The sequence below is a fragment of the Nonomuraea sp. WAC 01424 genome (genome assembly GCF_003947315.1).
GTDB lineage: Bacteria > Actinomycetota > Actinomycetes > Streptosporangiales > Streptosporangiaceae > Nonomuraea > Nonomuraea spiralis.
This window is the reverse complement of the sequence record NZ_QHHZ01000001.1, coordinates 600991-614169: the sequence shown is the minus strand read 5'-3', so window position 1 is coordinate 614169 and position 13179 is coordinate 600991. Positions and strand designations below refer to the sequence as shown.

Below are 13179 nucleotides of genomic sequence, written 5' to 3'. Positions count from 1 at the left end.
TAGCTCCGCCGTCCTAAACGGTCTAGACCTTTTACGGTACGGAGGTTAGCCTCGCGACCATGAGCGACTCGGCCCGCATCGTGATCATCGGCGGCGGGGTGGGCGGCGCGTCCGTCGCCTACCACCTCACCCGGCTCGGCGAACGCGACGTCGTCCTGCTGGAGCGGGACGAGCTCACCAGCGGCTCCACCTTCCACTCGGCGGGCCTGGTCGGCCAGCTCCGCTCCGACCCCACCCTGACCCGGATGAACCAGTACTCCGTCGAGCTCTACCGCACCCTCGACGCCGGGTGGACCGAGTGCGGCGGGATCAAGCTGGCCTCGACGCCGGAGCGGATGGCCGAGATCCGCCGCCAGATCGGCTGGGCCAGGACGTTCGGGCTGCCGCTGGAGGAGATCTCGGTCGCCGCGGCGGTGGAGCTGTTCCCGCTGATGGACCCGGCGGGGGTGGTGGGGGCGGCGTACCTGCCGACCGACGGCCAGATCGACCCCTCGATGCTCTGCTACGCGCTGGCGACCCGGGCCCGCGAGGGCGGCGTACGGGTGCGCACCCGTACGCGCGTGCTCGGCATCGACGTCGAGCGTGGGCGCGTCACCGGCGTACGGACCGACCAGGGGAACATCGCCTGCGAGGTCGTGGTCAACTGCGGCGGCATGTTCGCCGCCGAGATCGGCCGCATGGCCGGGGTGCGGATCCCGATCGTGCCGATGTCCCACCAGTACGTCGTCACCGACGCCTGCCACGACCACCCCGTCCTGCCCACGCTGCTCGACCCCGACCTGCTCGTCTACTACCGGCAGGAGGTGCGCGGCCTGGTCATGGGCGGCTACGAGCGCACCTGCGCCCCCTGGACCGCCTCCGAGACCTCCTACGACGCCGTGCCGGCCGGCTTCAACGGCAAGCTGCTGCCCGAGGACTGGCCGCGGTTCGAGGAGATCTCCGCCAACTCCAGGATCCGGGTGCCCGCGACGGCCGACGTCGGCATCCGCAAGCTGATCAACGGGCCGGAGGCGTTCACCCCGGACAACGAGTTCTGCCTGGGGGAGACCGAGGTGGGCGGGTTCTTCGTGGCGGCCGGGTTCTGCGCCCACGGCATCGCGGGCGCGGGCGGCATCGGGAAGGTCATGGCCGAGTGGATCGTCGAGGGCGAGCCCGGCATGGACGTCCACCACATGGACATCCGCCGCTTCGGCCGCCGGTACCGGTCGCCGTCGTACACGGTCAAGCGCTCGGTCGAGAACTACGAGACGTACTACGACATCCGCTACCCGGGCCACGAGCGCGCGGCCGGGCGCCCGCTGCGGGTCTCGCCCGCCTACTCCTGGCACGCCGCCCACGGCGCCGTCTTCGGCGAGAAGGCGGGCTGGGAACGGGTCAACCACTACTCCGCCGGCCCCGCGGACGAGGACGAACGCCCCCGCGGCTGGGCCGGACGGCTGTGGTCGCCCGCCGTGGGAGCCGAGCACCGCGCCACGCGCACCGCGGCCGGGCTGTTCGACGAGAGCTCGTTCGCCAAGATCGAGGTCACCGGGCCCGGCGCCGCCGACCTGCTGGAGTGGGTGTGCGACAACCGCGTCGCCCGCCAGGTGGGCGCCGTCACCTACACCCAGGCGCTGAACCGGCGCGGCGGCATCGAGTGCGACTTCACCGTCACCAGGCGCGGCGAGCAGGAGTTCCTGATCGTCACCGGCACCGCGTCCGGCTCCCGCGACCTCGCCTGGCTGCGCAGGCAGGCCGCGCTCACCGGCTCGGCCGCCCGGATCGCCGACGTCACCGGCCAGTACGCCTGCTTCGCCCTGTGGGGCCCGAAGGCCCGCGACATCCTGTCCGGGCTGACCCCGGACCCGCTGGACTTCCCGTTCATGTCGGCGCGCGAGCTCACCGTGGGCGACGTGCCCGCGCTGGCCCTGCGGGTGACGTTCGTGGGGGAGGTGGGCTGGGAGCTGTACTGCTCCAGCGAGTACGGCCGCGCGCTGTGGGAGACGCTGTGGCGGGCCGGCGAGCCGCACGGCCTGGCCGCGGGCGGCTACCGGGCCATCGACAGCCTGCGGCTGGAGAAGGGCTACCGGGTGTGGGGGGCCGACATCGGCCCCGAGACGACGCCGTACGAGGCCGGGCTCGGGTTCTGCGTCAAGCCCGGCAAGGACTTCCTCGGCCGGGACGCCCTCGACCCCGACCCGGCCCGCCGCCTGCGCTGCCTCGTCCTGTCCGACCCCCGGGCGGTCGCCCTCGGCAACGAGCCCGTACGGGTGGACGGGCAGGTCGTGGCCCGGGTCACCTCCGGCGGCTACGGCTACACGGTCAAGGAGTCGATCGCGTACGCGTACCTGCCGGTCGGGCCGGGGGCGGCGGTCGAGGTCGAGGTCGAGGGCGAGTGGGTGCCGGGCGTCGTCGTCAGGGAGCCGCGGTACGAACCGGCGGGGTCGCGGGTGCGGTGACGCCGCTGCGCACCGACAGGCGTACGCGGTCGGGGCGGAACAGGTCGCGGGCGTACTCGACCGGGGTGCCGTCGGCGGCGTAGGCCGTGCGCTCGATCCGCATGAGCGGCGCGCCCGCCGCGATGCCCAGTTCGGCGGCCTCCTCCGGACCGGCGATCACGGGGTCGAGGTGCTCGACGGCGGTCCGCGGCTCCAGGTCGTAGCGGGTGGCGAGCAGGGCGTAGAGGGAGCCGCCGAGATCCTCGCCGAGGAACCCGGGCAGGGCGGGGAAGAAGGAACGTTCGAGCGCCACCGGCGAACGGCCCGCCGAGCGCACCCGGGCCACCTCGTGCACCGGCTCGCCCGGCGCGGCCCCGAGCGCGGCGGCCACCGCGGCGGACGCGGGCACGGTGGCGGCCGTCAGGATCCTCGCCTCGGCCCGCAGGTGGGCCCGGCGCATCTGCTCGGTGAAGCCGGCCAGGCCGGTCAGGTCGCACTCGATGCGCGGCTCGGCCACGAACGCGCCGCCCGACCTGGCGGGGAGCCTGATCAGCACGCCGTCGTGTTCGAGGGTGGCCAGGGCCTGGCGCAGGGTCATCCGGCTCACGCCGAGGCGCGCGGCCAGCTCCCGTTCGCCGGGCAGGCGGTCGCCCGGGGTCATCTCGCCGGAGGAGATGGCCTCCAGCAACCACTTCTCGATCTGCGTGTGCGCGGGAACTCCGGTGCCACGCTCCAGCTCAGGCGGTGTCCCGACCACACGCGCATGGTAACCCGTGGGCGGACGGACGCCGTGACCGGGCCGGTCAGGAGGAGGTGAGGCCGTTCAGGCGCTCGACGGCGGCGGCGAACTCGCTGATCATCTCGTACACCACGTCACGGGCCGGCCTGACCCGGTCGAGCTGGCCCACCACCTGCCCCACGTAATAGCTGACCAGCTCCAGGGCCCCGGCGTCGCCGCGGTCGGCCGCCACGCCGATGCGGGCCATCGCGCCCTCGGCCAGCAGCAGTTGCAGTGGCATGCCCAGCGGCCCCGGGCTCTCCTGGCCGGAGTCCCACTCCTCGGTCCAGGCCGACCTGAGCTGCCGCGCCGGCTTGCCCGTACGGGACCTGGACCGCACGGTGTCCAGCGACGAGGCGGCCAGCAGCTTGCGCCGCAGCGCCGGGGACGTCTCCGCCTCCTCGGTCGTCAGCCACACCGAGCCGCACCACACGCCCTCGGCCCCGAGCGCCATGGCCGCGGCCATCTGCCGCCCGGAGGCGATGCCGCCCGCGGCCAGCACCGGCACCGGCGCGACCGCGTCCACCACCTGCGGGACGAGCACCATCGTGGAGATCTCGCCGGTGTGCCCGCCCGCCTCGGTGCCCTGGGCCACGACGATGTCCGCGCCCGCGGCCACCTGCCTGCGCGCGTGCTCGACGGTGCCGACCAGCGCCGCCACCGGCACGCCCGCCTCCCTGGCCTCGGCGACCATCTCCGGCGGCGGCGGGCCGAGCGCGCTGGCGATGAGCCCGATCGGGTGCCTGAGCGCCACGTCGATCAGCGCGGTCGCCCCCGGGCCGGTCACCCGCCTGCCGAACTCGTCGGCCACGGCGGTGAGCGGCTGCGGCGGCGCGTTCACGCCGTACTTGGCCAGCAGGTGGGTGACGAAGTCGCGGTGGCGGTCGGGTACGAAGTCCAGCAGATGGGCCCGCAGGTCGAGCGCCGAGGCGTCGATCCGGCCCGGGACCAGCACATCCACCCCGTACGGCCGCCGGCCCACCCGTTCGTCGATCCACGTCAGCTCCGCGTCGAGCCGCTCCGGCGAGTACGCGACGGCCCCCAGCACCCCGAACCCGCCCGCGTTCGTGACGGCGGCCACCACGTCGCGGCAGTGGCTGAAGGCGAACAACGGGAACTCGACGCCCAGGCGCTCACAGATGGCGGTCCGCATGCACCGACGCTAACCTCCAGAAGCTTGTTCGGTCCATCCCTGTTCTCAGGACGGGCCGGCCTGCCCGTCGAGCGCCAGGGCGATCCCGGCGGCCGACTCCGGGGGGCTGCCGGGAGCGTGCCAGCCCAGCTCGGGCGTGTATCCGCGGATGCGCTTGGCGGGCACGCCTGCGACGACGCTGTGGTCGGGGAACTCGCCGCGTACCACCGCGCCCGCCGCCACCACGCACTGCCGTCCCAGCACCGTGCCCGGCAGGATGATCGCCCCCGTGCCGAGCCACGAGCCCGCCCCGATCGAGACCGGGCTGTTACGCGGCCACTGCCTGCCGATCGGCGTCTCGGGGTCGTCGTAGACGTGGTTCTGGTCGGTGATGTAGACGTACGGGCCGGTGAAGACGTGCTCGCCGATGTCGATCGACTGGTGGGCCACGATGTGCGAGCCCCGGCCGATCGAGCACGAGCCGCCGATCCGCAGGATCGACCCGGGGCCGAGATCCACGCCGGGCCACATGCCGCAGGAGATGGACACCCGTTCGCCGATCAGCGTGTGGTCGCCGATCTCGATCCACTGCTCGCCGAAGATCGCCCCGGGTGGGAAGGCGATGCTCACTCCGTCGCCGATCCGGCGGAATCGAAATCCCGCGGTGGAGGCCGGGGAGATCGCCCCGGCGGAGCGGATCGCCGCGTAGGCACGGTGAATCAGCGTGCCCATGGCCCGCCGTACGAGTGACATAGGGACCAAAGTTACCGCTAGGTCATGTCGTTCGGGCATGTGAGGGGCGTTGTTTGATATCCTGAGAGCCCGTGGACACTTCGGCCACACCTCGAGCCACGGGAGCCCCTTTGCGCAGCGCATCGCAAACCAAGCATCTGTTCGTCACCGGCGGTGTCGCCTCCAGTCTCGGCAAGGGGCTCACGGCCTCCAGCCTCGGCCGCCTGCTCAAGGGTCGCGGTCTGAGGGTCACCATGCAGAAGCTCGACCCTTACCTCAACGTCGACCCCGGCACGATGAACCCGTTCCAGCACGGAGAGGTGTTCGTCACCGACGACGGCGCCGAGACCGACCTCGACGTCGGCCACTACGAGCGTTTCCTCGACACCGACCTGCACGGCTCGGCCAACGTCACCACCGGGCAGATCTACTCCAACGTCATCGCCAAGGAACGGCGGGGCGAATACCTGGGTGACACCGTCCAGGTCATCCCGCACATCACCAACGAGATCAAGGACCGCATCCGCGGCATGGCCGGTCCCGACGTCGACATCGTGATCACCGAGGTCGGCGGCACGGTCGGCGACATCGAGTCGCTGCCGTTCCTGGAGGCCGTCCGCCAGATCAGGCACGAGGTCGGCCGCGACAACGTCTTCTTCCTGCACGTGTCGCTGCTGCCCTACATCGGCCCGTCCGGCGAGCTGAAGACCAAGCCCACCCAGCACAGCGTGGCCGCGCTGCGCAGCATCGGCATCCAGCCCGACGCGATCGTGCTGCGCTCGGACCGGCCCGTGCAGACGGCGATCAAGCGCAAGATCAGTCTCATGTGCGACGTCGACGAGGACGCCGTCGTCTCCGCCGTCGACGCCGCCTCCATCTACGACATCCCCAAGGTGCTCCACGCCGAGGGCCTCGACGCCTACGTCGTGCGCCGCCTCGGCCTGCCCTTCCGTGACGTCGACTGGAAGGAGTGGGAGCAGCTCCTGCGCCGCGTCCACCGTCCGGCCAAGGAGGTCACGATCGCGCTGGTCGGCAAGTACATCGACCTGCCCGACGCGTACCTGTCGGTCACCGAGGCGCTGCGCGCCGGCGGGTTCGCCAACGACGCGCGGGTCAACATCCGCTGGGTCAAGAGCGACGACTGCGAGACCCCCGAGGGCGCCGAGCGCGAGCTCGACGGCGTCGACGGCGTGCTGATCCCCGGCGGGTTCGGCGTGCGCGGCATCGAGGGCAAGATCGGCGCCATCCGGCACGCCCGCGAGGGCAAGATCCCGCTGCTCGGCATCTGCCTCGGCATGCAGGGCATGGTCATCGAGGCCGCCCGCAACATGGCCGGCATCGAAGACGCCAACTCCGCCGAGTTCGACCCCGACACCAAGCACGCGGTCATCTCCACCATGGCCGACCAGGAGGACGTCGTCGCCGGCGAGCGCGACATGGGCGGCACCATGCGGCTCGGCAGCTACACCGCCAAGCTCGGCGAGGGCACGCTGGCCAGGCAGCTCTACGGCGGCAAGGCCAAGGCCGACGAGCGCCACCGCCACAGGTACGAGGTCAACAACGCCTACCGCGAGCGCCTGGAGAACGTCGGCCTGGTCTTCTCCGGCCTGTCGCCCGACGGCCGCCTGGTGGAGTACACCGAGCTTCCCGTGGACGTGCACCCGTTCTTCATCGGCACGCAGGCCCACCCCGAGTTCCGCTCCCGCCCCACCCGCGCCAACCCGATGTTCAAGGGCCTGATCGGCGCCGCCCTCGCCTACGCCGACAGCCGTGTGAGCACCAAGGTCGGCAAGTGAATGTCCAGGACACGCCCGAGGCGTGGGACGTCGTCGCGTCCAAGGAACACTTCCAGGGCTACGTGATCAAGGTCGTCACCGACACGGTCAGGATGCCCCACGACGAGGTCGCCGACCGCGACTACGTCGTGCACCCCGGCTCGGTCGCCGTGCTCGCCCTCGACGACCGTGACCGCGTCCTGATGATCAGGCAGTACCGCCACCCGACCCGGCGGCTCATGTGGGAGCTGCCGGCCGGCCTGCGCGACGTGGCGGGCGAACCGCTCGCCGCCACCGCGGCCCGCGAGCTCGCCGAGGAGTCCGGCTACCGCGCCGAGACCTGGCACACCCTGGTCGACCTGCGCTCCTCTCCCGGCATGACCGACGAGCGGATCAGGGTCTTCCTCGCCCGAGGCCTGAGCAGGATCCCCGACGAGGAGAACACCTTCGTCCACCGGCACGAGGAGATCGACATGCCGGTCGAATGGGTGCCCCTGCCCGACGCGGTCGAGAAGGCGCTGATGGGAATGATCCACAATTCCCCGGCCGTGGCCGGTATCCTCGCCGCATATGCGGCATCGGTTGAGGGGTTCGCCCAGTTGCGCCCCGCCGACGCCCCGGAGGCGTGACGGAAGGACCATGTGGTGGAGGCGGTGCTCTCCAGTTACCTCGCCCATCTGGCGGTGGAACGAGGTCTGGCTGCCAACACGCTCGCGTCCTACCGTCGTGACCTGCGGCGATACTTCGAGCATCTCCAGGCGCGGGGGCGGCTGAAGCTCGACGAGGTGGGGGAGGCCGACGTGCAGGCCTTCCTCGCCGCGCTGCGCGAGGGCGACCGGGAACACCCCGCCCTCGTGGCCAGCTCGGCCGCGCGGGCGGTCTCGGCCGTACGCGGCCTGCACCGCTTCGCCCTGCGCGAAGGCGTCACGGCCCACGACCCCGCCCACGAGGTGCGCCCGCCGCGCCAGCTCCGCAGGCTCCCCAAGGCGATCACCGTGGACGAGGTCGAACGCCTCATCGCCGCCTCCGGCCCCGACGGCGCCCCCCTCACCCTGCGCAACCGCGCCCTGCTGGAGGTCCTGTACGGCACCGGCGCCCGTATCTCCGAGGCCGTCGGCCTGGCCGTCGACGACCTCGAACCCGACCAGGTGCGCCTGCGCGGCAAGGGCGGCCGTACGCGTGTCGTCCCTCTCGGCCGCTACGCCCGCTCGGCCCTCGACGCCTACCTCGTCCGCGCCAGGCCCGGCCTGCTCGCCCACGGACGCGGCACACCGGGGGTCTTCCTCAACGCCCGCGGCGGCCGGCTGACCAGGCAGGGAGCCTGGGAAGTGCTCCAGGCCGCCGCCGAACGCGCCGGACTCGCGGGGATAAGTCCACACGTTCTCCGACATTCCTTCGCGACCCACCTGCTCGACGGAGGCGCGGACGTTAGGGTGGTCCAGGAGTTGCTCGGTCATGCCTCCGTCACGACCACGCAGGTCTACACCCTGGTCACGGTCGACAAACTCCGCGAGGTCTACGCCGCGGCGCACCCGCGTGCCCGGCAGTGATCTATAGTCTTTTGCGCGAGCGCGGTGCCCCGGCGTGCCGCCTTGCCGCGTTAAGTGGTGACGCCATAGTGTCCGTCCGGACGGTCCGGTTCGGGATCGTCAGGGAGGTTCGAGCTGGTGACTGTGACGACCAAGGGTTCGACCCAGGGGACCCCCGACAACCCCTGGGGTGACACCAAGACCAACGCGCCTTCCAACGGCGTCAACCTGGGCCCCACGCAGCGCCCGCGGCCGGTGTTCCCTGAACCGGTCCCGCCGCAGGTGCACGGGCCGGCGCGAGTGGTCGCGATGGTCAACCAGAAGGGCGGCGTCGGCAAGACGACCACCACCATCAACCTGGGCGCGGCGCTGGTCGAGTGCGGGCTGAAGGTGCTGCTGGTCGACTTCGACCCGCAGGGCGCGCTGTCGGTGGGCCTCGGCATCAACCCGCTCCAGCTCGACCTGACCGTCTACAACCTGCTGATGGACCGCGGCGTCACCGCCGAGGACGTCCTGCTGGAGACCGGCGTCGAGGGCCTCGACCTGCTGCCCAGCAACATCGACCTGTCGGCGGCCGAAGTCCAGCTCGTCACCGAGGTCGCCCGCGAGCAGGTGCTCGGCCGCGTCATCAAGCCGCTGCTGCCGCACTACGACGTCTGCCTCATCGACTGCCAGCCGTCGCTCGGCCTGCTCACCATCAACGCGCTGACCTGCGCCCACGGCGTCATGGTGCCGCTGGAGTGCGAGTTCTTCGCGCTGCGCGGCGTCGCGCTGCTCATGGACACCATCTCCAAGGTCCAGGAGCGGCTCAACGAAGACCTCGAGATCGAGGGCCTGCTCGCCACCATGTACGACGCCCGTACCCTGCACGGCCGCGAGGTGCTGGCCCGCGTCGTGGAGGCGTTCGGCGACAAGGTCTTCCACACCGTGATCAACCGTACGGTCCGCTTCCCCGACGCCACCGTCGCCGGCGAGCCGATCACCACCTTCGACCCGTCGTCCCTCGGCGCCAACGCCTACCGCGAGCTGGCCCGCGAGGTGCTCTCGCGCTGGCCGGCGCCTGCGACAATGGCCAGGTGACCGCAGAGCAGACCGAGCCTTCCCAGGGCTTCCAGGTTCACCTGGACGTCTTCGAGGGCCCCTTCGACCTGCTCCTCGGCCTGATCGCCAAGCACAAGCTCGACATCACCGAGGTCTCGCTCTCCAAGGTCACCGACGAGTTCATCGCCTACCTCCGCTCCCGGGGTCCCGAGTGGGACCTCGACCAGACCAGCCACTTCCTGCTGGTCGCGGCCACGCTGCTCGACCTGAAGGCGGCCCGGCTGCTGCCCTCGGGCGAGGTGGAGGACGAAGAGGACCTCGCGCTCCTGGAGGCCCGGGACCTGCTGTTCGCGCGGTTGCTGCAGTACAAGGCGTACAAGGAGGTGGCGAAGGTCTTCGCGGGGCGGATGGCGGAGGAGTCGCTGCGTTTCCCCCGTACGGTGTCGCTGGAGCCGCAGTTCGCCAACCTCCTGCCCGAGCTCATCCTCGGGATCGGGCCCGAGCAGCTCGCCCGCATCGCGGCCAAGGCGTTCACCCCGAAACTCCCGCCCACCGTCAGCGTCGGGCACATCTACCAGCCCCTGGCCAGCGTCAAGGAGCAGGCGGCGATCCTGGTCATGCACCTGCGGCGGCTGCGCCGGGCGACCTTCCGCGCGCTGGTGGCCGACTGCGAGGGCACCTTCGAGGTCATCGCCCGATTCCTGGCCGTGCTGGAGCTGTTCAGGGAGTCGGCGGTGACGTTCGACCAGGTCGAGGCGCTGGGAGAGCTCCACGTGACCTGGACGGGCGCCGACGACGGCGACGTCGCGGTGGGGGACGACTACGAGGAATCCGCGGAGAGACCATCGAATGACTGACAACCCCAACCCCCTGCCCGGCCCCCGCAAGTCCCCGGACTCGGGATCCCCGCTGCCCGCCTGGATGACCCTTCCGGGCTCCCTCGTCCAGCCCGCCTCCCCGGAGGATGCCCCCACGCTGCCTCCCAGCCTCCCGGCCTCGCCCCCGCAGCCCGCCACGGCCCTGGACGACGCCCCGGCCCCCGCCCCGGCCCCCGAGCCGGAGCCGGTCGCCGGGCCCGCCCCGGCCCCCGAGCCGGAGCCGGTCGCCGGGCCTGCGCCGGGCGCCGAGCCGGAGCCCGAGCGGGAGCCCGAGCAGGAGGAAGCGGCCGAGCCCGCCGGGCCGGAGCTGGGCGCGGCGCTGGAGGCGATCCTGATGGTCGTGGACGAGCCCGTAGCCGAGATCACGCTGGCCCAGGTGCTGGAACGGCCGACTCATGAGGTCTCGGCGGCGCTCAGGGGGCTGGCGGCGGAATATACCGCCGCCGGACGGGGTTTTGATCTGCGGGAAGTCGCGGGTGGCTGGCGTTTCTACACGCGGGCCGACTGCGCACCGCTGGTCGAGAGGTTCGTACGCGACGGCCAGCAGACGCGGCTCACCCAGGCCGCGCTGGAGACACTCGCGGTCGTGGCCTACCGGCAACCGGTGAGCCGCGCCCGTGTCGCCGCCGTACGCGGCGTCAACAGCGACGGCGTCATGCGGACGCTCGTCGCCAGGGGGCTGGTCGAAGAGGCCGGCACCGACCCGGAGAGCCAGGCAGTGCTCTACCGGACAAGCTCATACTTCCTGGAACGTCTGGGACTGCGGGACCTCAGCGAGCTTCCCGAGCTCGCTCCCTTCCTCCCCGACGACGTGGAAAACCTCGAGGAGACAACAAAGTGATCAACAGGCGCAGCACCCCGTCCGGTGATGGACGCGGTCGTGGACGCACCGGCGGCTCCGGCCGCGGCGGGCGTCCCGCCTTCCGCTCCGACGACAACCGCCGCGACGGCTTCGGCGGTTCCGGCAACTACGGCAATTCGGGCGGCTCCGGCGGCTCCGGCGGCTCGGGCAGTTCCGGCAGGGACGCGTTCCGCGGCGACGCCCGCCGTGACTCCCTTCGTGCCGACCGCGGCGGAGCACGTGCCCGCTACGGCCGTCCCGGCGACCGCGACGACCGCGGTGGCCAGGGCTTCGGCGGGGGTTCCCGCGACGGCGACCGCTTCGACCGCCCGGCACGCGATGACCGTCCGGCACGCGACGACCGTCCTTCGCGCGATGACCGTCCGGCGCGCGACGACCGCGGGGCCGGTGCGTCCCGTGGCGGCGGCTTCCGCGACGACCGCGCCCCGCGCGGCGACCGTTTCGACCGTCCCCGCCGTGAGGGGGGCGACAGTTTCGACCGCCCGCGCCGCGAGGGCGGCGACCGTTTCGAGCGTCCCCGCCGTGAGGGCGGTGACCGGCCGCGTGGTGACGGCTTCCGCGGCGCTTCGCGCTCCGACGAGCGCGGCGGCTACGGCAGCGACCGGCGCGTCGAGCGCGGCGGCTACGGCGGCGGCGAGCGGCGCGGTGAGCGCGGCGGCTACGGCGGCGGCGAGCGGCGCGGTGAGCGTGGCGCCTTCTCCGGTGGTGACCGTGGTGGTTACTCCGGCGGCGACCGTGGCGGGTTCTCCGGCGGTGACCGCGGTGGGTACTCCGGTGACCGTGGCGCAACCTCCGGTGGCCGTGGTGGATACGGAGGCGAGCGGCGTGGTGAGCGCGGCGGGTACGCCGGCTCCCGTGGCGGCGCGCGTCCCACCCGTGGCGGCGACGGCGGCCGTTCGGAGCGTGGCGGCTTCCGGGCCGAGCGTCCGGAGCGCGGCGGCTACGGCGGCGGCGAGCGTCAGGAGCGTGGCAGCTTCGGGGGCGAGCGTCAGGAGCGTGGCGGGTTCCGGGCCGATCGCAGTGGGCGCAGGGACGACGGCCCGCGGTCGGGCGGCGCAGGCGCCACCCGTGCCCGGTTCGGCCGGCGCGAGGACACCCCCCGTACGCAGCAGCCGCGTACCCCCAGGCGGGACGACGTGCAGACGCTCGGCGGCGGACGGCGGGAGGCCGGCTACGGCAGCCCCCAGGCCAGGCGGGTGAAGGCCAACCGCCAGCCCCTGCGCGACCGTGACTTCTACGCCGACGACTACACCGACGAGCGCGACACCACCGAGGTCCCCGACGGCGTGCGCCTGCAGAAGGTGCTGGCCCAGGCGGGCGTGGCCAGCAGGCGCGCCTGCGAGGAGATGATCGGCGACGGCCGCGTCACGGTCAACGGCCAGGTGGTACGCAGGTTCGGCGCCAAGGTCGACCCCGCCACCCAGGTCATCCACGTGGACGGCAAGCGCATCCCCACCGCCCCCGACCTGGTCTACTACGCCCTCAACAAGCCGATCGGCGTTGTGTCCACCATGGACGACCCGCAGGGCCGCCCGTGCCTGGCCGACTACGTCGAGGAGCTGGCGCCGCGCCTGTTCCACGTCGGCCGGCTCGACACCGAGACCGAGGGCCTGCTGCTGCTCACCAACGACGGTGAGCTGGCCAACCGGCTGACGCACCCGAGCTACGGGGTGCAGAAGAAGTACTGGGCCAAGGTGCCCGGCCCGATCCCGCGCGACCTGGGCCGCAGGCTCAAGCAGGGCATCGAGCTGGAGGACGGCATCGCCAGGGCCGACAGCTTCGCCATCGTGCAGGAGCACGGCCAGCAGGCGCTGGTCGAGGTGGTGCTGCACGAGGGCCGCAAGCACGTCGTACGGCGGATGCTGGAGGAGGCCGGTCACCGGGTGATCGACCTGGCCAGGATCGAGTTCGGTCCGGTGAAGCTGGGACGTACCAAGGCCGGCACGGTCCGCGCGCTGTCCTTGAAGGAGGTCGGCGAGCTTTACGCGGCTGTGAAGCTGTAATCTGGCTGGTACGCAGGAGCCCGTGCGCATCT

The 13179-nt window shown here is 72.2% G+C and carries 11 protein-coding genes; 8 read left to right on the top strand and 3 right to left on the bottom strand.

The features are described 5' to 3' along the window. The first annotated feature begins 59 nt into the window (after window positions 1-59). Window positions 60-2438 (top strand): FAD-dependent oxidoreductase, encoded by a 2379-nt coding sequence (locus tag DMB42_RS02915; RefSeq protein WP_125630263.1) that lies wholly within the window; start codon window positions 60-62, stop codon window positions 2436-2438. On the opposite strand, the gene DMB42_RS02910 is transcribed toward DMB42_RS02915, so the two are convergent. Genes DMB42_RS02910 through DMB42_RS02900 form a run of 3 tightly spaced genes read right to left on the bottom strand, consistent with a single transcriptional unit; the run spans window position 2395 to window position 5080 of the window. Then, the gene (locus tag DMB42_RS02910; RefSeq protein ID WP_125630261.1) at window positions 2395-3174 is read right to left on the bottom strand and encodes a GntR family transcriptional regulator; all 780 of its coding nucleotides are present in this window, start codon (window positions 3172-3174) and stop codon (window positions 2395-2397) included. The two genes, DMB42_RS02915 and DMB42_RS02910, sit on opposite strands and share 44 nt — an antisense overlap. Window positions 3175-3220: 46 nt before the next feature. Beyond that, window positions 3221-4348 carry a nitronate monooxygenase family protein gene (locus tag DMB42_RS02905; protein WP_125630259.1) on the bottom strand — a complete coding sequence of 376 codons (1128 nt, stop codon included), beginning with the start codon at window positions 4346-4348 and terminating at the stop codon, window positions 3221-3223. 45 nt (window positions 4349-4393) lie between these two features. Then, complete coding sequence (locus DMB42_RS02900; protein ID WP_125630257.1) at window positions 4394-5080, bottom strand: DapH/DapD/GlmU-related protein; 687 nt, start codon at window positions 5078-5080, stop codon at window positions 4394-4396. Window positions 5081-5190: 110 nt separating this feature from the next. On the opposite strand from DMB42_RS02900, the gene DMB42_RS02895 reads away from it, so the two are divergent. The 7 genes from DMB42_RS02895 (at window position 5191) to DMB42_RS02865 (ending at window position 13147) form a co-directional block, all read left to right on the top strand. Then, the gene (locus DMB42_RS02895; RefSeq protein WP_125630255.1) at window positions 5191-6855 is read left to right on the top strand and encodes a CTP synthase; all 1665 of its coding nucleotides are present in this window, start codon (window positions 5191-5193) and stop codon (window positions 6853-6855) included. Continuing rightward, the gene (locus tag DMB42_RS02890) at window positions 6852-7463 is read left to right on the top strand and encodes an NUDIX hydrolase (protein WP_125630254.1); all 612 of its coding nucleotides are present in this window, start codon (window positions 6852-6854) and stop codon (window positions 7461-7463) included. The genes DMB42_RS02895 and DMB42_RS02890 overlap by 4 nt, the downstream gene beginning before the upstream one ends. A gap of 15 nt (window positions 7464-7478) precedes the next feature. Next, a complete protein-coding gene (gene xerD / locus DMB42_RS02885) occupies window positions 7479-8384 on the top strand; it encodes a site-specific tyrosine recombinase XerD (RefSeq protein ID WP_125630252.1) in 906 nt (301 codons plus the stop codon). 117 nt (window positions 8385-8501) lie between these two features. Continuing rightward, complete coding sequence (locus DMB42_RS02880; protein ID WP_125630250.1) at window positions 8502-9443, top strand: ParA family protein; 942 nt, start codon at window positions 8502-8504, stop codon at window positions 9441-9443. After that, on the top strand, window positions 9440-10261 hold the full coding sequence (locus DMB42_RS02875) for a ScpA family protein (RefSeq protein WP_125630248.1): 822 nt from the start codon (window positions 9440-9442) through the stop codon (window positions 10259-10261). Before DMB42_RS02880 ends, DMB42_RS02875 begins: the two co-directional genes overlap by 4 nt. Before the next feature lie 328 nt (window positions 10262-10589). Then, complete coding sequence (scpB, locus tag DMB42_RS02870; RefSeq protein WP_260477499.1) at window positions 10590-11123, top strand: SMC-Scp complex subunit ScpB; 534 nt, start codon at window positions 10590-10592, stop codon at window positions 11121-11123. Continuing rightward, window positions 11120-13147 (top strand): pseudouridine synthase, encoded by a 2028-nt coding sequence (locus DMB42_RS02865; RefSeq protein WP_260477442.1) that lies wholly within the window; start codon window positions 11120-11122, stop codon window positions 13145-13147. Before scpB ends, DMB42_RS02865 begins: the two co-directional genes overlap by 4 nt. Window positions 13148-13179 lie beyond the last annotated feature (32 nt).